The sequence below is a fragment of the Pontibacter sp. GD13 genome (genome assembly GCF_058216355.1).
Genome location: NZ_JBYZMQ010000009.1, coordinates 101,254 through 122,582, shown reverse-complemented (window position 1 = coordinate 122,582; position 21,329 = coordinate 101,254). Strand labels below are relative to the sequence as shown.

The 21,329-nt window shown below is 50.9% G+C and carries 18 protein-coding genes; 9 read left to right on the top strand and 9 right to left on the bottom strand.

Features of this window, described 5'->3' with window-relative positions; all coding sequences use genetic code 11:
• The first annotated feature begins 23 nt into the window (after window positions 1-23).
• Window positions 24-683, top strand: a complete 660-nt coding sequence (locus tag AC4BAN_RS13285; protein ID WP_490564895.1) for a porin family protein — start codon at window positions 24-26, stop codon at window positions 681-683.
• Between the two features lie 74 nt (window positions 684-757).
• Here AC4BAN_RS13285 and AC4BAN_RS13280 read toward each other — a convergent pair whose 3' ends face one another.
• The 3 genes from AC4BAN_RS13280 to AC4BAN_RS13270 form a co-directional block, all read right to left on the bottom strand.
• Window positions 758-2,356 (bottom strand): Rne/Rng family ribonuclease, encoded by a 1,599-nt coding sequence (locus AC4BAN_RS13280; RefSeq protein ID WP_490564894.1) that lies wholly within the window; start codon window positions 2,354-2,356, stop codon window positions 758-760.
• Between the two features lie 206 nt (window positions 2,357-2,562).
• Window positions 2,563-3,429, bottom strand: coding sequence for a tetratricopeptide repeat protein (locus tag AC4BAN_RS13275; RefSeq protein WP_490564893.1), 867 nt, complete (start codon window positions 3,427-3,429; stop codon window positions 2,563-2,565).
• A gap of 62 nt (window positions 3,430-3,491) precedes the next feature.
• Window positions 3,492-3,797, bottom strand: coding sequence for an HU family DNA-binding protein (locus tag AC4BAN_RS13270; RefSeq protein WP_187068752.1), 306 nt, complete (start codon window positions 3,795-3,797; stop codon window positions 3,492-3,494).
• Window positions 3,798-4,118: 321 nt separating this feature from the next.
• On the opposite strand from AC4BAN_RS13270, the gene mutY reads away from it, so the two are divergent.
• The 5 genes from mutY (at window position 4,119) to recG (ending at window position 10,052) form a co-directional block, all read left to right on the top strand.
• The gene (gene mutY / locus AC4BAN_RS13265) at window positions 4,119-5,204 is read left to right on the top strand and encodes an A/G-specific adenine glycosylase (protein ID WP_490564892.1); all 1,086 of its coding nucleotides are present in this window, start codon (window positions 4,119-4,121) and stop codon (window positions 5,202-5,204) included.
• Between the two features lie 104 nt (window positions 5,205-5,308).
• Window positions 5,309-5,764: a single-stranded DNA-binding protein gene (locus tag AC4BAN_RS13260; protein ID WP_490564891.1), complete on the top strand. Its 456-nt coding sequence runs from the start codon at window positions 5,309-5,311 to the stop codon at window positions 5,762-5,764.
• Window positions 5,765-5,791: 27 nt separating this feature from the next.
• Complete coding sequence (gldE, locus tag AC4BAN_RS13255) at window positions 5,792-7,162, top strand: gliding motility-associated protein GldE (RefSeq protein ID WP_490564890.1); 1,371 nt, start codon at window positions 5,792-5,794, stop codon at window positions 7,160-7,162.
• A gap of 19 nt (window positions 7,163-7,181) precedes the next feature.
• The gene (gene gldD, locus AC4BAN_RS13250; RefSeq protein ID WP_490564935.1) at window positions 7,182-7,748 is read left to right on the top strand and encodes a gliding motility lipoprotein GldD; all 567 of its coding nucleotides are present in this window, start codon (window positions 7,182-7,184) and stop codon (window positions 7,746-7,748) included.
• A gap of 204 nt (window positions 7,749-7,952) precedes the next feature.
• The gene (recG, locus tag AC4BAN_RS13245; protein ID WP_490564889.1) at window positions 7,953-10,052 is read left to right on the top strand and encodes an ATP-dependent DNA helicase RecG; all 2,100 of its coding nucleotides are present in this window, start codon (window positions 7,953-7,955) and stop codon (window positions 10,050-10,052) included.
• 162 nt (window positions 10,053-10,214) lie between these two features.
• Here recG and AC4BAN_RS13240 read toward each other — a convergent pair whose 3' ends face one another.
• The 6 genes from AC4BAN_RS13240 to AC4BAN_RS13215 all read right to left on the bottom strand — a co-directional run bounded on the left by AC4BAN_RS13240 (window position 10,215) and on the right by AC4BAN_RS13215 (window position 18,586).
• Window positions 10,215-12,011 (bottom strand): acyl-CoA dehydrogenase FadE, encoded by a 1,797-nt coding sequence (locus tag AC4BAN_RS13240; RefSeq protein WP_490564888.1) that lies wholly within the window; start codon window positions 12,009-12,011, stop codon window positions 10,215-10,217.
• Window positions 12,012-12,067: 56 nt separating this feature from the next.
• Window positions 12,068-12,415 carry a four helix bundle protein gene (locus AC4BAN_RS13235; protein WP_490564887.1) on the bottom strand — a complete coding sequence of 116 codons (348 nt, stop codon included), beginning with the start codon at window positions 12,413-12,415 and terminating at the stop codon, window positions 12,068-12,070.
• Window positions 12,416-12,454: 39 nt separating this feature from the next.
• The gene (locus tag AC4BAN_RS13230; RefSeq protein ID WP_490564886.1) at window positions 12,455-13,633 is read right to left on the bottom strand and encodes a thiolase family protein; all 1,179 of its coding nucleotides are present in this window, start codon (window positions 13,631-13,633) and stop codon (window positions 12,455-12,457) included.
• Between the two features lie 101 nt (window positions 13,634-13,734).
• On the bottom strand, window positions 13,735-16,137 hold the full coding sequence (locus AC4BAN_RS13225) for a 3-hydroxyacyl-CoA dehydrogenase/enoyl-CoA hydratase family protein (protein ID WP_490564885.1): 2,403 nt from the start codon (window positions 16,135-16,137) through the stop codon (window positions 13,735-13,737).
• A gap of 24 nt (window positions 16,138-16,161) precedes the next feature.
• Window positions 16,162-16,596, bottom strand: coding sequence for a MarR family winged helix-turn-helix transcriptional regulator (locus AC4BAN_RS13220; RefSeq protein WP_490564884.1), 435 nt, complete (start codon window positions 16,594-16,596; stop codon window positions 16,162-16,164).
• A 229-nt stretch (window positions 16,597-16,825) separates the two neighbouring features.
• Window positions 16,826-18,586: an AMP-dependent synthetase/ligase gene (locus tag AC4BAN_RS13215; RefSeq protein ID WP_490564883.1), complete on the bottom strand. Its 1,761-nt coding sequence runs from the start codon at window positions 18,584-18,586 to the stop codon at window positions 16,826-16,828.
• Window positions 18,587-18,811: 225 nt separating this feature from the next.
• Between AC4BAN_RS13215 and AC4BAN_RS13210 the strand changes: the two genes are divergently transcribed.
• The 3 genes from AC4BAN_RS13210 (at window position 18,812) to AC4BAN_RS13200 (ending at window position 21,288) form a co-directional block, all read left to right on the top strand.
• Window positions 18,812-19,972 carry a formimidoylglutamase gene (locus AC4BAN_RS13210; protein ID WP_490564882.1) on the top strand — a complete coding sequence of 387 codons (1,161 nt, stop codon included), beginning with the start codon at window positions 18,812-18,814 and terminating at the stop codon, window positions 19,970-19,972.
• Window positions 19,973-20,082: 110 nt separating this feature from the next.
• On the top strand, window positions 20,083-20,343 hold the full coding sequence (locus tag AC4BAN_RS13205; protein WP_490564881.1) for a cytochrome b5 domain-containing protein: 261 nt from the start codon (window positions 20,083-20,085) through the stop codon (window positions 20,341-20,343).
• Window positions 20,344-20,412: 69 nt separating this feature from the next.
• Entirely contained in the window at window positions 20,413-21,288 is an 876-nt protein-coding gene (locus tag AC4BAN_RS13200; protein WP_490564880.1) for a hypothetical protein, read from the top strand.
• Window positions 21,289-21,329: the final 41 nt, after the last annotated feature.

Here is a 21,329-nt window from a genome sequence, read left to right as displayed (position 1 = left end):
ATCCCTTCAATTTAATTATGACCATGAAGAAAATCACACTCTTAATATTGTTTCTATTAGCCGGATATGCCTCTCAGGCGCAGGTGGAGATCGGTTTAATGTTGTCGCCTACCATTTCCAGCAACAGGTTTATTGCCGAAGATAAGTATAACTTTGAGAAAGAGAGCAGCAAGCTGCATTTAGGAGTGGGCGTTGTAGCCGACTATTTCTTTTCGAAGAACTATGCCTTCAGCACCGGCTTGATTTACCGCAGCAAAGGCAGCGAAATATCGTACTCCGGCACCGATGGCAACGGCAACTCTGTTAAGTTACAGGACGATATCTCATTACAGTACATTGAGCTTCCGATCTCTTTGAAATTATTTACAAACGAGGTAGCACCCGGTACGCTGGTTTATTTCCAGGTGGGTGGCTCCCTAAACACGAAGGTGGCCGCAAACGTGAACGACAAGAAAGTTATTAACAGCGAGAAGGTGATCAAGCGCTTCAACATTTTTGAAGCCGACGCTATACTGGGCGGTGGTGCCGAAATGCAGATGGGTGAAAGCACCAAGATCTTTGCCGGCCTGACCTACCACAGGGGCTTGTCTGATATAGACGATTACTACAGCGAGCAGCTCGGTGATAAGAACATCTCCTTAAAAAACAATGGCTTTTCACTGGATATCGGCGTGAAGTTCTAGTTCATTACCCAGCTTATTTGAAAACCGAGAAGCCGCCCGATAAGATCAGGCGGCTTCTTGGTTTTGAGTATAGGCTACTCTTCTTCTTTTTCCAGTACCTCGGGTTCTTCTACATAAGAAGAGCGAAGTTCAATTTCATCGCCCCGTTCGTCCATCACTTTAAAGTCTGTGACGCCCAGCGAGGTATCTTTTACAAGTTTTACCCACTTAAAGTACTTAAAGAACCACTGCATCTGCTTGGAGTAGACTCCTTTTGTGTAATAATCATACACAAACGGATGCAGGTAAATTATCAGCCCTTTGTGGTTGTGGCTTGTCAGCAGGTCATTCACCGCTGCCTCAATCTGGTCTGTTACCAGAATACTGGCTGTTATCTTACCGGTGCCGCCGCAAGTCGGGCAAACTTCTCCGGTAATAATATTTTGCTCTGGCCGTACACGTTGCCGTGTGATCTGCATCAGGCCAAACTTTGAAATTGGGAGGACGGTAGACTTTGATCGGTCTCTTTTCAGCTCCTCTTTTACAACCTCGTATACTTTCTGGCGGTTTTCAGGCGACTTCATATCGATGAAGTCTATAACGATGATGCCCCCTAGGTCGCGCAGGCGTAGTTGCCGCGACACCTCTCTGGCAGCCATCATGTTCACGTTTAAAGCCGTAGCTTCCTGATCGCTTTCAGTATTAGATTTGTTTCCACTGTTCACATCCACAACGTGCAGGGCTTCGGTATGCTCTATCACCAGGTATCCTCCGCCTGGTATAGTTACTGTTTTACCAAAAGCAGCCTTTAGCTGTTTCTCAATGTGAAAGTGTTCGTAGGTTTTGGTTTTGCCGGAATACTGCTTCAGAATTTTTAATTTATCTGGCGCAATACTTCCGATGTACGTCTTGATCTCCTCATAGAGCTGACTATCGTCTACTACTATGTTGTCAAAACTTTCGTTTAGCAAATCCCTCAAAATGGAAGAAGAACGGTTAAGCTCCCCTATGACTTTGTCACAGGTTTTAGCGGTCTTCAACGTCTGAAACCCTTCTTCCCAGTTAGCAAGCATGTTGCGCAGGTCTCTGTCGAGTTCTGCCACTTCGCGCCCTTCGGCCACGGTTCTGATGATCACGCCAAAATTTTCCGGCTTGATCGATGTGATCAGGCGCTTGAGGCGTGTGCGTTCTTCCTTGCTGACGATCTTCTTGGATACGCTTACCGTGTTTGAAAACGGCACGAGTACCAGAAAACGGCCAGCCAAAGAAATCTCGCAGGACAGGCGTGGGCCTTTTGTAGAAATAGGTTCTTTTACAATCTGGACTAACAGCTGCTGCCCTTTTTTAAGGACATCCGCTATTTTTCCGAGTTTGTCTATCTCAGGCTCAAATTTTAACTGGTTAAGTTTCGGCGTTGCGTTCTTCTGAGTCTGTACTACTTTTAGGTACTTGTTCAGTGTCTTGATGTTGGCTCCCAGATCATGGTAATGCAAAAAAGCATCCTTCTGGTAGCCAATATCAATAAAAGCAGCATTTAGGCCTGGCATTACCTTTTTGACGGTGCCCAGGAAAATATCGCCAACGATGTAATTTGTGTCTTTACGCTCGAAGTGATACTCTACCAGTCTTTTGTCTTGTAAAAGGGCGATGCGCTCTCCATCTTGAGTAGAATTGATGATTAGTTCATTACTCAATTTCTCTCAAAGATTAGTTGGATGTATAGACCAAAGCCCACTATTGCAAAGCAATGTGGGCCTCAAGAAACGCAGAAGAAATTACTTCTTCTTATGTCTGTTCTTTCTAAGACGCTTCTTTCTTTTGTGTGTAGCGATCTTATGTCTTTTTCTTTTCTTTCCGCAAGGCATAGTCTTGAATTTATGTTTTGAAAATTTCTTTAAATTTAATTTAATTTGGCCAGGTACTCCTCCACGGAGGCCGCCAGGGCAGGGTCGTTGCTCAAGCCTTTCACCTTGTTAAACAAGGCCTTGGCCTCTTCCTTCTCTCCGGTTTCGGCCAGCGACACGGCCAGGTAAAAGTTGCCTTCCACATGCTGGGGGTTCACCTCCACTAAATGGCGGAAACGCCCCACAGCCTTATCGTACTGGTTAGACTGAATGGACAGAATACCAAGATTGAACAGTGCCTTCTCATTATTCGGATCCGTTGCGATCACCTCACGCAGCAGCATGATTCCCTGCATGGGGTTGGTGCTGGCAATATAGGTCATGGCAATGTTCGTCTTTGCATCCAGGTCCGATGGATTGTTTTTCAGCACCTGCTCGTACATGCTCCTGGACTTGGAACCTAACTCATTGGCGCGTTCCTGGGTAGGGGCAAATGTAAATGCTTCGTAGTAAGCGTCACCGGCTTTTTTATAAGTCTTTTCGCCACCGCGGCTTTTGGCCGCAATTTCAAAATAATAACCGGCGCTGTCATACTTAGAGGCAGCGGCATAAGCCTCGCCCAACTCTTTTGCCAAACGGTTACGCGTCTGCGTATCCGTGGTTTTGTTAAACTTAGCACGGGCTGTTGCCAATGTCATCAGCTGATCGGGGGTGGCTGTCTGATGAACATCCGCCCCGGCTTCAGCTGTTGCTTCGTGGTTATGGCCGTCATCTTCAGAATGACCATCCGATGCGGCTGCCGCTGTTTGGCCCGTAGCTAAAGTGTCTTTGTCGTCTTCATTTACAACTACTTTTGGCAGAAAGAACATAGCGGCCGCCAAGGCGATGGCTGCAACAACGATCAGTATTTGGGACCGGGACATTCTTTCTGCTTAGGTAAGTGCGATTGAATTAAACAAAATCCGAACTGCAAAGATACAAAAAATTAAGCAGTTGCCAGCTCTTTGATCTTTTTGCTGTTTTTAATCTTCTGGATAAACGTTTTAGACGGCTTAAAGCTCGGTATAAAATGCTCATCAATGATGATAGACGTGTTTTTAGAAATGTTACGTGCCACTTTCTTAGCGCGCTTCTTATTCACAAAGCTACCAAAACCTCTCACGTAGATGTTGTTTCCATCGGCCATTGAGTCTTTCACTACTTTGAAAAAAGCCTCAATTGTTGCCTGAACATCCGCCTTATCGATTCCTGTTTTATCAGCAATCTCTGATATTACTTCTGCTTTAGTCACTTTCTTAGATTTTTATAAATTTAATAATAAGATAACTTTCCTATGTTTAAAATCAGAAACTCAACTAATTCTCTGATTTTCGGGGCACAAAGGTAATTTTACTTTTCGATAAGTAAAAGCTTTAATGGTAAATTATTAAAGCCTGATACTTACGATTTTAACATCCCTTTCGCTCCTAAAACAAGAGCCGTGCCACAACTCCGACTGCATAACGCTCCCCGTAGTATAATATTTCAGGGCCTGCCAGCAGTGCAGCCCTTTCAACAAATGATTACTTTTGTCCGTTCCTTGTAAGCAATTTGCGTCCAATTTTATTTTGCCATGCCTGCCCCTTCCCATTTTTCGCATAAGTTGATCAGCTGGTATGGCCGGCATAAGCGCTCCCTGCCCTGGCGCAACACCACCAACCCGTATTATATCTGGTTATCGGAGGTTATCCTGCAGCAAACCAGGGTAGCTCAGGGCCTGCCCTATTACCAGAAGTTTGTGGCGGCCTACCCTACCGTGCAGGAGCTTGCCGCGGCACCCCAGGACGAGGTGCTGCGCCTTTGGCAAGGACTGGGGTACTACTCCAGGGCCCGCAACATGCACCACACGGCTCAGGTAGTGGCGGAAAAGCACCAGGGTGTGTTCCCCCATAGCTATGAGGAGCTGCTGAAACTGAAAGGGGTGGGCAGCTACACGGCGGCGGCTATTGCTTCTTTTGCTTTTAAAGAACGGGTTGCCGTGCTGGATGGGAATGTGTTCAGGGTGCTTGCCCGGGTCTTCGGCCTAACAGATGACATTGCAGCCCCGGCCTCGCGCAAGGTGTTCCAGAAGCTGGCCAATGAGCTGGTGCCTGCCAGCGAGCCCGACACGTTTAACCAGGCTATCATGGAGTTTGGGGCCATCCAGTGCACACCGGTCATGCCCGATTGCCTGTTCTGTCCGCTGCAGGAAAGTTGTTTCGCCTTTAACAAAGGCATGGTGCAGGAACTGCCCGTCAAGTCGAAGGCAAAACCTGCCCGCCCCCGCTTCTTCCATTACCTTGTGCTGGAGTTTGAGGGAGAATTTTACCTACGGAAAAGACTGGAAGGCGACATTTGGCAGGGCCTATACGACTTTTACCTGTATGAGAACGAGAGCAAAGACCTTGCGCCTGAAATGCTGGAGCAGGAATTAGAAAGCGCCGGGATTGACATTGCGGCCACCACACAACTCACACCCCAAAAAGACTACAAACACATCCTGAGTCATCAGAAAATAAACGCCCGTTTTTACCGTTTTAAGCTAAAATCCCGTTTAAAGGACAAAGTACTGACTGAAACGCGTTTAACGGCTTATACAGCCCCTGAAATAGAAGCTTTACCGAAGCCGATTCTTATCAACAGCTATTTGAAAGATGCGAAGATTTTAGTATATTTATAAGCTGAACTAAAATCAGTGTAGATTTGTAGTTCAGAAAGCCATATTTGCCTCCGGCTTGGTTGCCGGAGTAGCCCATTTCATTCACTATTTAGACAAAAAAAGACATGGCAAGTGTAAACAAAGTAATCCTGATCGGAAACCTGGGCAAAGACCCTGAGGTTCGTCATTTAGAAGGCGGCGTAGCAGTAGCACGTTTCCCTATCGCAACTTCCGAAACATTTAAAGACAAAGCCGGCCAAAAGCAGGAAAGAACCGAGTGGCACAATGTGGTGCTCTGGAGAGGCCTTGCCGAAGTGGCGGAAAAGTACCTGCGCAAAGGCCAGTCTGTTTTCATTGAAGGCAAGATCAGGACCAGTAATTACCAGGACAAAGAGGGCGTACAGCGCTACAGCACTGAGATTGTGGCCGACAACATGACCATGCTTGGTGGCGCAGGCGGCAACAGCAACAGTAGCGAGTCGCATGCTCAGGCATCAACGGGCTCCAACAGCGGCAGCAACTACAGCAACGCGGGTGCGCCTGCCCCTCAGAACGACGAGCCGGACGACCTGCCGTTCTAACCCTATGTTGAACGAAACAGTTTAATTTTGGAAAGTTTAGATTCCGGAGACCCCCTGAGTTTTAGTTTATTTCAAGTAGTACAAAACTCTTTTACCGAACTCAGGATAGAATACCTGGCCGCGTTTTTCGCCGCCATTATCTTATTGCTGCTCTCTGCTCTCCTTTCGGGAGCAGAGGCAGCTTTTTTTTCTCTCTCAGAGCAGGAGCTGGAAAAGTGCAAGACCAGCCTAAATCGTGCTGAGCGTAAGGCCTACCTACTCCTGCAAAACCCCCGCAAGCTCTTAAATACGATCCTGGTTTTCAACAACGCCATCAATGTAAGCCTCATCACGCTGTTTGCTTACGTTGCCTGGCATTTGTTCGGCACCAAAGCGTTATCGTGGGGGCCCATGATCGTTTGCGTGCTGTTTGCCACCCTGTTCATCGTGTTCTTTGGCGAGGTGCTGCCCAAGGTGTACGTCCAAACCAAGCAACTGCGTATCGTTAAACGCATCGCTCCGTTTGTTCATCTGCTACAAAAGGCTGCTATGCCTTTGTCGTGGCTCATGGCCTCCATCAGCGCGTACATCGAAAAAAACTACATGATCCGGGGCTATAACCATACCATAGAGGAACTGCATCACAGCCTGGACATGGCCCTCACCAACGAGGACACATCGCCTGAGGAGCGCAGGATTTTGCGTGGCGTGGTAAATTTTGGCTCCATCACGGTAAAGCAGATCATGCGCCCGCGCATAGATGTGGTGGCTTTTAATGCCCTCGAAACCCTACCGGAGCTGGTGCCGCAGATTTTACAGTGGGGATACTCGCGGGTACCCGTCTACACCGCTAACACTGATAAAATAGAGGGCATCCTTTACGTAAAAGACTTGCTTCCGCACCTGCACGAAGGGGCTGGCTTTAACTGGCTGCAGTTGGTGCGTCCGCCTTTCTTTGTACCTGAGACCAAACGCATATCCGACCTTTTTCAGGAGTTTAAGGACAAGCATGTGCACATGGCCATTGTGGTGAATGAGTATGGCGTTACCTCCGGTTTGCTTACTCTGGAGGATATTGTGGAAGAAATCGTTGGGGAGATCAACGATGAGTTCGACGACGAGGACGACATCATCTATTCGCAGTTAGACGAAAATACGTTTATCTTTGACGGTAAAACATCCTTGCACGACTTCTGTAAGATTGCCGAAATTCCGTTCGATGCCTTTAACGAGGTAAAGGGCGATAACGAGTCAGTGGCCGGGCTGATGCTGGCGCTTTTCTCACGCATTCCGCGCGTGGGCGAGGATGTAGCCTATGGCCGTTTCCATTTCACGGTAGAATCTGCTGATGCAAAGCGCGTTAAACGAGTAAAAATCAATGTCGCAAATAAAAAAGAGAACTACCACAAAGTTGGCTAAGCTACATGTGTTGCTGTGGATGGGACTGGTAGCCGGCTTGGCAGCCTGCGGCGCCGAGTACACCCCAAAACCCAAAGGTTACAACCGCATCGACCTACCCTCCCAAACCTACCAGCCGCTGCTGGCAGACCACCCCTTTACGTTTGAGTACTCCCAACACGCCAAAATCAGGCCCGATTCCTCTATGATTGCACAGCCACACTGGATCAACATCCTATACCCAAGCCTCGGGGCAAACGTGCAGCTCACCTACAAAGACATCAACAACAACCAGCAAATGCTGAACGACCTGACGGAGGATGCGCGCAGACTGACCTCCAAGCACCAGGTGAAGGCTTACTCTATCGAGGAAACGGAAGTAAAGATCCCCACCGGGGACATTGCCTCTGTCTTTGAACTGGAAGGCGAGGTGCCGAGTCAGTTTCAGTTTTATGTAACCGATTCCACTAAACATTTCCTGCGGGGCGCTTTATACTTCAGAACCGCCACGCAGAACGACTCCCTGGCACCGGTCATTGATTTTGTTAAGAAGGACATCATCCACATGCTGAACACGCTGAAGTGGAAAGAGAAGCAACCACGGTAGCTTTTAAGCTTTCCCTTTTTAGCTAAGCTTTGAGACTCAAGGGAAATTACCTGCTGCCTATGCAGGCCTGAGGGTAGCCTTGTAACGACACAGGACCTTCAGAAAAAAGATACCAGGTACAAAGCCCCGGCAGCATTTACACCTGTCGGGGCTTTTGCTTATTTTTGTCACCTATACTTGCCATACCCATTATATTAAGCAAGCGTGAGTAACTTCTTCCATACCAAAATAGAGTTCCTGAAAGGCGTGGGGCCAATGCGGGCGGAGCTGCTGCAGAAAGAACTGCAGATCTTCACCTACGGCGACCTTATTCAGCACTACCCTTTCCGCTATTTGGACCGCACCCAGTTTTACAAGGTGGCGGAGCTGGACGAAAGTATGCCCTATGTGCAGGTGCGCGGCCGTGTGCGTGGCAAAGAAGTGATTGGCGAAGGACGGAAGCAGCGGTTGGCAGCTACTTTAGTAGACGAGAACGGGGACCAACTGGAGTTGGTGTGGTTTAAAGGTGTGAAGTGGATGCAGAAGTCGCTAAAGAACCACACCGACTACATTGTGTTCGGGAAGCCGACTGAGTTCAATGGCAGGTTCAGCATGGCCCACCCCGAGCTGGAGGAACTGGGCGAGGAGAAGCAGACCAATGCTTTTTTGCAGCCAGTTTATAACACCACCGAAAAACTGAAAGCCCACCGCATCGACAGCAAGGTGATTAGCAAGATGATGGAGCACCTGCTCAAAGTAGCCGCCCCCAACATTCAGGAAACCCTTTCGCCGGAGCTCATAGACCATTACCGGCTAACGGACAAACGCAGCGCTTTGCTCAACATTCATTTCCCGGAATCGGGGGAGAAACACAAAGCGGCTGAGTTTCGGTTAAAATTTGAGGAGCTCTTTTACATACAGTTGCGCCTGTTCCGCCAGAAGGTGGTGCGCAAAGCCGACCTGAAAGGGCAGGTTTTCAACCAGGTGCCCACCCTCACGGAGTTCTATAAAAACCACATGACCTTCGACCTGACCAACGCACAGAAGCGGGTGGTAAAGGAAATTTATGGCGACTTGACGGCTGGCAAGCAAATGAACCGCCTGCTGCAAGGCGATGTAGGCTCCGGCAAAACCATCGTGGCCTTTATCACCATGCTCATAGCGGCAGATAACGGGGCGCAGTCGGTGCTGATGGCGCCTACCGAGATCCTGGCCGATCAGCACTACGTTGGCCTGAAGGCTTTTGCCGATAGGCTGGGTATTCACCTGGGCAAGCTCACGGGCTCAACCAAAGCCAAAGACCGCCGGTTACTGCACGAGCAACTGCGGTCTGGGGAGATGAAGATGATCGTGGGCACCCATGCCCTGCTCGAGGATGTGGTGCAGTTCCAGAACCTAGGCCTGTGCATTGTGGATGAGCAGCACCGCTTTGGGGTGGAGCAGCGCTCTAAGTTGTGGCGCAAGAATCCGCGCGTAATTCCGCACGTGCTCGTGATGACGGCCACGCCCATCCCCCGCACCCTGGCCATGACGCTGTACGGCGACCTGGACGTGTCGGTGATTGACGAAATGCCGGCTGGCCGGAAAGAGATCGTGACCGTGCACCGCTTTGATTCGCACCGCCTGCGGGTGTTCCAGTTTATCCGGGACGAGATAAAGCTTGGGCGGCAAGTATACATTGTGTACCCACTGATCGAAGAATCGGAGCAGATGGAGAATTACAAAGACCTGATGGATGGATTTGAGAGTGTGAAGCGCGCCTTTCCGGAATACAAGGTAAGTATGGTGCACGGCAAGATGAAGTCGCAGGACAAGGACTATGAGATGCAGCGGTTCGTGAAGCACGAGACGCAGCTTATGGTGGCTACCACGGTGATAGAAGTCGGCGTGAACGTACCCAACGCATCAGTGATGGTGATCGAGAGTGCGGAGCGTTTTGGGCTGTCGCAGCTGCACCAGTTGCGGGGCCGGGTGGGGCGCGGCGCCGAGCAAAGCTACTGCATCCTGATGACGGGCTATAAACTGAGCAAGGATAGCAAAACGCGCCTGGAAACGATGGTACGCACTAACAACGGGTTCGAAATTGCCGACATCGACTTAAAGCTGCGTGGTCCCGGCGACCTAATGGGCACCCAACAGAGCGGTGTGCTCGACCTGCTTATCTCGGACCTGGCCAAAGACGCACCCATTCTTCAGGAGGCTCGCGCGGCGGCACAGCGCGTTCTAACAGCGGACCCACACCTGGAACAGCAGCAGAATACCAACCTGCGCCGGCACATTCAGTCGCTCAGCGCGAATGCCGTGAACTGGAGCCGGATCAGCTAGCAAAAAACCTGGCATCGTATACTCTTCTGTTTAGGCACTGCCGCGTAGTTCCACGCGAAACAATCTTCTGCGTGCTATATTCCGGATTTTTTTACTGCCCCTGGCAGAAAAAAAGGCCTTCCCCAGAGGAGAAGGCCTTTTTAAACTATAAATGGTCAGAAATTAATAAACATATTCATTGGCCTCTATCAGGGCAGCCGCAATGCGCCGACGGGCTTCCTTGGTGTTGTAAAGGTCTTTTTTGGTGAAGCGCTTCAGGCCCATGTATAACAGGCGTTGCTCATCGCCTTCAGTCATGGCAGCAATGGCGTCTTTCCCGGCCAGCAAGGCAGTATCCACTGCGTCATTCACCACCACACGCACGATATCGATCTGGTTCGCAACCGCTTCCTCACCTTTCATGCCCACCAGCTTATCCACACGCAGCAAAGTTGATTCCGCCACGTAGGTTTTAATGGCCATGTCAGCGATGTTCATAAGTATCTCCTGCTCCTTTGCAAGCGAGTTCATGTATTTCTGCACGGCCGTGCCAGCCACCATGAGTATGGCTTTCTTCAGGTTGCGCACCGCTTTGTACTCAGCGGCAAACAACCCCTCTTCCTCGCTTCCGAAATCCGGGATCGCCATCAGCTCCTGCTGCACAGCCTGCGCCGGTCCCATTAAATCAAGCTCGCCATTCATGGCTTTTTTCAGGATCATGTCTACCGTCAGCATCCGGTTGATCTCGTTGGTACCCTCAAAAATGCGGTTGATACGGGAGTCGCGGTAGGCGCGGTCCATGGGGTAATCAGCGGAGAAACCATAGCCCCCGTAGATCTGTACCCCCTCGTCAACCACAAAGTCCAGCACTTCAGAGCCCTCTACCTTCAGCATGGCGCACTCTACGGCAAACTCACGGGCGGCACCCAGCAGGGCTTCGTTCTCGTCTTTCCCGGCGGCCATTAACTCCTGCTCTTTGCGGTAAATATCCATGCCGGCGCGGTATTGCGCAGACTCTACAGCGAAAATGCGAATAGCCTGCTCGGCCAGCTTGTGCCTGATGGCACCAAACTTAGCTATCGGCAGCTTGAACTGGTGACGCTCGTTGGCATACTTTACCGACTGGTCCGCTACTTTTTTGGCAGCGCCCAGTGTGGCCGCGCACAGCTTTATCCGGCCAATGTTCAGGATATTGAAGGCGATCAAATGGCCTTTTCCGATCTCACCCAGCAGGTTTTCTTTGGGCACTTCGCAGTCGGAGAAGAATACCTGGCGAGTAGAGGAGCCCTTGATGCCCATCTTATGCTCTTCGTTGCCCAGGCTTAAACCCGGATAGTCTTTTTCCACAATAAAACCCGTGAACTTATCGCCATCTATCTGTGCAAACACAATGAACACATCGGCAAAGCCCGCGTTCGTGATCCACATCTTCTGACCGTTCAGGATGTAGTGTGTGCCCGCCTCATTCAGGACTGCCTTGGTTTTGGCCGCCAGGGCGTCCGAACCGGATCCGGGTTCCGTCAGGCAGTAAGCCGATGTCCACTCGCCGCTTACCAGCTTGGGCACATATTTCTGCTTCTGCGCTTCGGTACCAAAGTATAAAATGGGCAAGGTACCTATACCAGTGTGCGCCGCGAAGGCTACCGGGAAGGAGTGCCCGCCCCCTACTGACTCAGTTACCAGCAGCGAGGTGTTAAAGTCCATGTTCAGGCCACCGTACTGCTCGGGCACAGACACAGCGAACAAGCCCAGTTCGCCTGCTTTTTTCATCAGGCTCTCCATCAGCCCCTCTTCGTGGTTATCCAGCCGGTCCAGTAACGGGGTTACTTCCTCCCGCACAAAGTCCAGACAGGTCTGGGCCATCATGCGTTGCTCCTCGCCGAACTCTTCCGGCGTAAAAACATCCTGCGGATCTGTTTCCTTGATCAGGAATTCGCCGCCATTGATGGATGCGGCTTTATTTTCTGTAGTATTTGCCATTTTCTTTCTTATTTGTCTTTCCGTATCACGATACACGTATCTGGTATCACGACTTGTTATAATTTATTTATCAATCCGTTTAGCATTCTTTGCACATCCGAAACCTGCTGTACTAATTTCTGATGCTGCGAGGCAGTAACATATCCAAAGGCTTCTGCCAATATCAACTGAGTTTCAACTTCAAAAGCTGAACCTAACGCTATCTTCAGGAACTGTGCAAATTCTTTATTAGAGCCTCGCCCAGCTCCTTCTGCGATGTTAGAAGGAACCGATACGGCCGCACGGTTTACCTGAGACTTCAAACCATACTTTTCCTCTGTCGGGAACTGGGCGGAGGTTTTAAATACAAGCTTTGCCAGTTCGATGGCCTCCTTCCACACTCTTAACTCTTTAAAATTGTGCATTTATCAAGTCGTGATTCGTGTGTCGTGATACATAATACGTTATCTCAAAAGCTCAAACACACCTGCCACGCCTTGTCCGCCGCCCACGCAGGCTGTTACGATACCATGCTTGCCACCGGTGCGGCGCAGGTCGCTGAACAGCTGTACCGACAGCTTGGCACCGGAGCAACCCAGGGGATGCCCGAGCGCAATGGCGCCTCCGTTTATGTTCAGTTTATCCGGGTCGAAACCCAGGTGGCGCATCACGGCGATGGACTGGGCCGCAAACGCCTCGTTCATCTCAATCAGGTCAATATCGTTCAGGGTCATGCCGGCCTGCTTCAGCGCCTTCGGCACGGCAGCGATCGGCCCCATACCCATAATGCGCGGGTCCACACCCCCGGTGCCATAGCTCACCAGGCGCGCGATCGGCTCCAGGTTCAGCTCTTTTACCATGCGCTCGCTCATTACAATCACAAAGGCTGCGCCGTCGGAAGTCTGGGAAGAGTTACCGGCCGTTACCGTGCCGCCAGCCGCAAACACAGGCTTTAACTTTGCCAGCCTTTCCAATGAAGTATCCGCACGCGGACCTTCGTCAGTGTCCACTACATAGCTCCTGGTTTTTTTCTTGCCGTTCTCATCCAGATAGGTTTCCTCAATCGTGATCGGCACGATCTGGTCTTTGAAATAGCCTTTCTCTATCGCGTTAAGGGCTTTCTGATGCGACCTGAAAGCAAACTCATCCTGATCCTCGCGCGAGACATTGTAATCGTTCGCCACAGCTTCCGCCGTCAGGCCCATGCTCAGGTACCAATCGGGGTGCTTGCTGGCTATTTTATAGTTCGGCGCTGTTTTCCAGCCGGCGGTTGGCACCATCGACATAGATTCCGTGCCCCCAGCCACAATGCAGTCGGCCATGCCCGCCGCAATACGGTTCGCCGCGATGGCAATGGTTTCGAGGCCGGAACCGCAGTAGCGGTTCACCGTCATGCCGCTTACCGACATGGGCAGTGCCAGCAGTGAGATCATACGCCCGATCTGAAGGCCCTGCTCTGCCTCGGGCACAGCGTTCCCTACGATCAGATCATCCACCCGCTCAGGATCCAGGGCCGGCACAGATTCCATTACCTGCTTTATCACATCGGCTGCCAGGTCATCGGGCCGGGTAAACCGGAAAATACCACGGGGCGCTTTGCCCACTGCGCTACGGAATCCGGCTACTATATATGCATTGTTCATTGTTCGATTACTTTATTGTTTATGATAGCAGCTATGCTTTCTATTCTGTTCATCCACCACCGGTGCACAGGCGTACAGGTCACGACCTGGTCCCTACAGTTTTAATTCCGCAGTGGCTTACCCGTTGTCAGGATGCTCTGAATGCGCTCCAGTGTTTTGCGCTCGCCGGTCAGCGACAGGAATGCCTCCCGCTCCAGGTCCAGCAGGTACTGCTCACTTACCTCGGTAGGGGCCGACAAGTCTCCGCCGCACATCACGTAGGCCAGCTTCTCTGATATCTTTTTATCATGTTCTGAGATGTAGCGGCCCGTGTACATGGCGTTGGCCCCTGTCAGGAACATGCCCAAAGCGCCCTTGCCCTGCACTTTCACGTTTGTGCGCTGCACCGGCCGGGTGTAACCGGCGTCGGCCAGCATAACAGCATGCGCCTTGGCATCGGCAATCACGCGGTTGCTGTTGATGCTTATGCCATCACTCTGGCGCATGTAACCCAGGTCAATGGCCTCCTTCGCCGACGTGGATACTTTGGCCATGCCAATGGTAAGGAACACGTTCTTCAGGTCGTTGTACTCGATATCGCCTTCGGCATACATGTCGGCTGCCCGCAGGGTCATCTCCTTGGTGCCACCGCCACCGGGTATTAACCCGACACCGAACTCCACCAAACCCATGTAAGTCTCGGCAGCGGCCTGCACATGGTCGCAATGCAGGTTCAGCTCGCAGCCGCCACCCAGTGTCATGCCGTGCGGTGCGCCCACTACCGGAATGGCAGAATAGCGCATGCGCATCATGGTGTCCTGAAACTGCTTGATCATAAAGTTGATCTCGTCATACTCCTGCTCCAGAGCGTACATGTACACCAGGCCAATGTTGGCTCCCGCCGAGAAGTTAGCGCCGTCGTTGCCGACTACCATGCCCCTGAAATCTTTTTCAGCCAGCTCGATGCCTTTGTTCAGCCCCTGGATAATATCGCCCCCGATGGTGTTCATCTTGCTGTGGAATTCCACGTTCAGGATGCCGTCGCCCAGGTCGGTCAGGGTGGCGCCGCTGTTCTTCCAGACTACGCTGCTGCTGCGCAGGTTATCCAGTATGATGAAGTTTTCGGCACCCGGTATGGCTTTGTAGGCTTTGGTCTGGATGTCGTAGTAGCGGCGTGTGCCGTTCTCCACTATGTAGAAAGCTTCTTTGCCACTCTCCAGCATCTGCTCTACCCACGGGGCCGGTGTATACCCGTTCTCCAGCATGCGCTGCACGCCCTCGCGGGCGCCAATGGCATCCCAGTACTCAAAAGGACCCAGTTCCCAGCCAAACCCGGCACGCATGGCATCGTCTATCCGGTAAAGCTCATCCGATATTTCCGGAATCCGGTTCGATACGTATTGGAACAGGCCGAAAAGGGACTCGTTGAAGAACCTGGCGGCTTTGTCTTCCTGCTTCGAGAGCGCTTTGAGGCGTTTCTTCAGGTCGTCTATCGGCTTAAGTGCCTCCAGGCTCTGAAATTTCACGCGCTGCTTTGGCCCATAGTCCATGGTATTCAGGTTCAGGGTCAGGATCTCGGTCTTGCCTTTGGCATCTTTCGTTTTCTTGTAAAAGCCCTGGCCGGTTTTATCGCCCAGCCACTTGTTTTCGAGCATCTGCTGCAGGTAGTCGGGTAGTTTAAACAACTCCCGCGACTCATCTTGCTCACCGGTCTGGTACAGGCCGTTGGCCACGTTTGCCAGCGTGTCCAGCCCCACCACATCCAGGGTGCGGAAGGTGGCAGATTTCGGGCGCCCAATGATCGGACCCGTGATCTTATCCACCTCATCCACCGTCAGGTCAAGTTTGTTCATCACCTGCAGGCCCTGCATAATGGCGTAGATGCCCACCCGGTTTGCTATAAAGGCCGGTGTGTCTTTGGCCAGCACCGTGGTTTTACCCAGGTACAGGTCGCCGTAGTGCAGCAGGAAATCCACCACGGCTTTATCCGTTTCCGGGGTCGGGATAATCTCCAGCAGCTTCAGGTAGCGCGGCGGGTTAAAGAAGTGAGTGCCGCAGAAATGCTTCTTAAAATCTTCGGAGCGGCCCTCCAGCATCATGTGGATGGGAATGCCCGATGTATTGGAGGTGATGAGCGTGCCCTTCTTGCGGTACTGCTCCACCTGGTCGTACACCAGTTTCTTTATCTTCAGATTCTCCACCACTACTTCAATGGTCCAGTCGGCGGTGGCGATGTCCTTCATGTCGTCATCAAAGTTGCCCGTTTTAATCAGGCTGGCATCGGACTTCCGGTACAGCGGCGACGGGTTGGCATTGATTGCGGCCTGCAAATGGCTGTTTACATTGCGGTTACGCACTGCTTTGCTCTCCAGTGTCAGGCCTTTCTTTTCCTCGTCCGGCGTAAGCTCCTTTGGCACAATATCGAGCAGCAGCACCTGCACCCCGATGTTGGCGAAATGGCAGGCAATGCGTGAGCCCATCACACCTGAGCCCAGCACCGCTACTTTCTTAATTATTCTTTTCATAGAATAGCTATCGTTGTCTATGGATTAAAAAACCTCTTTATTTTCGATTAAGCCCATGATACGGCCGCACACCTTAAAGAAAACATCCAGTTCCTGCTGCGGTATCTCCTCTCGCACCTTCGTGTTGAAATGCTTCACCGTCAACCGTGACACCTCTTTTTTCTCCAGCCCTTTTTCTGTCAGGAATATGCGCACCAGCCGTTTATCATATGCATCAGACACCTTATATATCAGGTCTCGTTCCTCCATGCTTTTCAGGATACGTGTCAGGCTACGCGCCTCCAGCCCCAACAAAGGGGCGATTTTGGTGGCCGGGGTACCAACCTGCTGGTCTATATTTAACAGCACAAACCCGATGGATGTTGTAATGTCGTTTTGCACCGCCTCGGCATTGTACATGCGCGAAATGGCATGCCAACATACTTTAAAATTATAGTCTACTGTTTCTTCTGGCTTCATGTGGCGACAATGGTATATACCAAATATAGAAAAAAATGTTATGCTTGCATACTATTTATGAAATTTTTTTATCATGCCTCTCTTACCCATCCTCTGGTTATCCTTATAGTAACCACAGCAATTCTTATACTTCAACAAGGCTAAAAAGTATACTTCCTTGCTTCAGAAAAAGAAAAAGCCCCCTGTTTGAAGTAACAGGGGGCTTTTTCTTTTTCTGAAGCAAGGGCTTCTAGAACATACTATCAATCACTCCTTTGTAGTTTGCGACGATATTCTTCCGCTTTACCTTTAAGGTGGGTGTCAGTTCACCGCTTTCCACTGTCCACATATTCGGTACCAGCCTGAATTTTTTAACCGTTTCGTACTGCGCCATGCCTTCGTTTGCCTTCAGTACTTCTCGCTGATACTTCTCCAGCACCTCCGGTTTAGTAATCATGTCTGCATCTGTGGTATAGGCGATGCCCTTGTGTAGGCACCAATCCCGAAGACCCATAAAGGATGGCACAATCAGGGCGGCGGCGTATTTCTGCCCTTCACCCACTACCATGGCCTGCTCGATCACGACCGATTCTTTTAACTTATTCTCAATGGGCTGTGGCGCCACGTATTTACCACCCGAAGTTTTAAACATCTCCTTTTTTCGGTCTGTGATCTTCAGGTACTTTCCGTCAATCATCTGCCCGATATCGCCGGTATGGAACCACCCGTCCTTGTCAATTACCTCGTCGGTCAGCTCGGGCTTGTTGTAGTAGCCCTTCATCACATGCGGGCCGCGGGTAAGTATTTCACCGTCTGTCTCGGAAATTTTCACTTCCACCCCATCAATGGGCATCCCTACGGTACCGATCACGTTGTTCTCTTTCTCAAAGCGGTTTACAGTTATCACCGGCGAGGTCTCCGTTAAGCCATACCCTTCCATTATCCGGATGTTGGCCGCCCAGAAAACACGTGCCAGGCGCGGCTGCAGCGCAGCGCCTCCCGACACGATCGCGATCACGTTCCCGCCCAAGGCCTCGCGCCATTTGCTAAAGATGAGCTTGTTTGCCAGGGCCAGCTGCTGGTTATACCACCAGCCCTGGTCTGTGCGGGTGTCATACTTTAAACCTAACTCCAGCGCCCAGAAGAACAGCTTGCGCTTTGCGCCGGTTAGCTCCATCCCTTTGGCAATAATCTTGTCGTATACTTTTTCCAGCAGGCGCGGCACCGTGGTGAACACATGCGGTTTTACCTCTTTCAGGTTCTCTGCCACCATTTCTATACTTTCGGCATAATAGATCGAAACACCAACCCGCATATAAAGGTACAGGAGCATGCGCTCGAATATATGGCACAAAGGCAAAAAGCTCAGGGCGCGGTGCTCCTTATGAACTGGCACGTAGGGCACGGTGCCCAATACATTGCTCACCAGGTTTCTGTGCGTAAGCATCACCCCTTTGGGGTTACCTGTGGTGCCTGAGGTGTAAATGATCGTTAAGATATCGTCTGGCTGCACTGCCGCCTTCAAGGGCTCCAACTGCTGCACATCCTCTCCCTTGCCTAGCTCCAGCACCTCCGTCCATTGCTTTGCCCCTTCCACTTTATCAAAGGTGTAAATAGCCTTGATGTTGTCCATGCCGGCGGTAGCGGCAACCACCTTGCTATACAGAGAGGCATCAGCCACAAATATTGCTTTTACCTCGGCATCGTTAAAAATATAGCGGTAATCCTCTACCGTAATCGTAGGGTACATGGGCACGCTAATGGCCCCAATCTGCTGTATACCAAAGTCTGCCAGTACCCACTCTGGCCGGTTGAAGGAAATGATGGCCACTTTGTCATTTGTGTTAATCCCTAGTTTTAATAGGCCCAGGCTCACATTGTTTGCATACTCCTGCACCTGCTGCGTGCTATACTTCTCCCAAGTTCCGTTTACTTTGGCAGCAAGGCAGTCTGGTTGCGGGAAGTTCTCCAACTGATAGGACAGGAGATCAAGTGTACGGGTAATTTCCATGGTATATTGGTTAGAGTATCTTTTTCAGTCTACAGGCGATCACGGGCATAGAGCCAGTCAACATCCCCTTACTTACTGCATTTTAGGTATTTTTTTTAAAACTTCCGCAAAGGGCTTCATAAATATTTAACATGACTTATATTTATAGATTGTTTTACGCCCTGCCGGCACAAGCCATATACACAGGGCTTTTTTCTTATATTTGACTTCTGCACATAATACGGCATGAACCTTTCGATATTCTTTGAACCCCTGAATGAGGATGTTTTCGTTAAACTAAACAAGCCCCGAACCCTGGGGGCCTACATCAACCGTTTTGTGAGCAAGTTCCCCGACTGGCGGGCCGCTGACATGGCGATAATTGGCGTAAACGAAACCCGGGGGCGCTGGCCAGAGGAAGGGCCTGAGCCCGCCGCCGCGCCTGCCCGCATCGTCCGTAAAAAGCTGTACACCCTGCACAAGGGAAGCGGACGCTGCCAGATTGTTGACCTGGGAAACCTGCGCCCTGGTATTACCCTCGATGACACGTACCTGCGTTTAAAGGAGATTGTGGAGGTGCTCATCTCTCACAACACTATTCCCATCATCATCGGCGGGTCGCATGACCTGGAGCTTGGGCAGTACCTGGGGTATGAGCACCTGGATCGGGTGGTGAACATGGTAACCGTAGACAGCAGCGTGGACATGACCGAAGACGCGACAGCCGCTCCCAACAAAAAGCATTTGCGGCAGATACTAATGCACGACCCGAATTACCTCTTCAGCCTGGGGCAGATCGGTTACCAGTCGTACCTGGTGGAGCCGGAGGTGATGGCCACGCTGGAAAAGCTCCACTTTGAGGCTTATAGGGTAGGGCAAGTACACACAAATGTGCAGGAAATGGAGCCCGTTGTGCGCGTTGCCGATCTGCTTACATTCGATATAGCCGCCATTCGCCACCAGGACGCGCCAGGCTATGAGCCCGCCAACCCGTTTGGCCTGACCGGCGAGGAGGCTTGCCAGATCTGCTGGTACGCCGGCATGAGCGACAACCTGACCTCTCTGGGGATTTACGAATATGATACGGAGCTGGACAAACGCCGAATCACGGCCATGACCATTGCCACCATGATCTGGTATTTTATAGAGGGCTTTTATCACCGCAAGAACGAAATCGATTTCAATGGCAAGCAATTCACCAAGTATGCCGTGGCCTTTAACAACGACAACCCGGACCGGATGATGTTTTATAAAAGTAAGAACAGCGAAAAGTGGTGGCTGGAGGTAGAGCCCCTCAGCACCGAGAAAGGCAGCCGCATCGTACCGTGCAGCTACGAGGATTACCTGCAGGCTATAAAAGGGGAAGTGCCCAACCGCTGGATCCTGACGCAGGCCCGAATCGGCTAAACAACAAAAGTACAGCCCTGTTTCTTGCCTGCCTTTAACACACTTAAAATACTGTATAAAAATGCACTGTAGCAGGGCGAAAAGTTAGCAGTTCAACTTAACTAATTTACATGGCATTACCTGAATATACCTTACAACAACTGGCATCCCGAAACGGGCAGGACCGTGACGAGATCTGGGTGGCCTACAAAGGCATTATCTACGATGTGAAAAAGTCCAGGCTTTGGCGCGATGGCAACCACTATGAGCACTGGGCAGGGCAAGACCTGACAGAGGAACTGAAGGATGCCCCTCACACCGCGTATGTGTTTGATAAATTCGACGCCATCGGGCTTGTAAAGAACTCGGCCTACCTACCCGCACAGATTTAAGCGTACTTTATAATAAAATCGTATATTGGTGCTGCCCGTATTTTAGGTTTGAACGATAAAATTTTACAGATGATATTTATAGCGGATAGTGGCTCAACAAAAACAGACTGGCGCCTTATAACTGCAGACAGTGAGCTGGCTCAGGTACAGACGGCTGGCTTTAACCCGATGTACCAGGAAGCGGACGAGATTTACAAGGAATTGCACGAGGTACTGCTTCCGCAACTGAAGGGCCAGACACCCACTGCAATCTACTATTACGGGGCGGGCTGCAGCTCACCGGAACGCAACAAACGCGTGGAAGACGCCCTCCGCCACGCCTTCCCGGCCAGCCTGGCTTATGTTGACCATGATCTGCTGGGCGCAGCGCGCGCCCTGTGCGGACGCAAGCCCGGCATTGCCTGCATACTGGGCACAGGCTCTAACACCTGCCTGTACGACGGGGTAAAGATCACGGACAATGTACCGTCGTTGGGGTTTCTGCTCGGCGACGAGGGAAGCGGGGCGTACATGGGCAAGCTCCTGATCAAGGCTTACCTGTACCGCGAGCTGCCCGATGAGCTGGCCCAGTCGCTGAAGAACACCTACAACCTGACAAAAGACGGCATCCTGGACACGCTCTATGGTTCTTCCATCCCGAGCCGCTACATGGCTACGTTTGCAAAGTTCATGTACGACAAGCAGAAAAACCCCGTTATCCGCGCCATGATCTACGAAAACTTCTCCGAGTTTTTCGAGCGGCACGTGCTAAAGTATGAAGGCCATGAGCAGCTACCGGTGAATTTTGTAGGGTCTATTGCGTATTATTTCAGCGACATCCTCAAACAAGCTGCCTTAAAGTATGGGCTACACATTGAAACCATTATTAAAAGCCCAAGCGAAGGCCTTATTAAGTATCACCAGGAGCTGATCCATACTTTTGGAACGCCCGGCGAAACAGCATAGCGCTGGCTGAAGACACTGATCTTATTTAAAATCCTCCATCT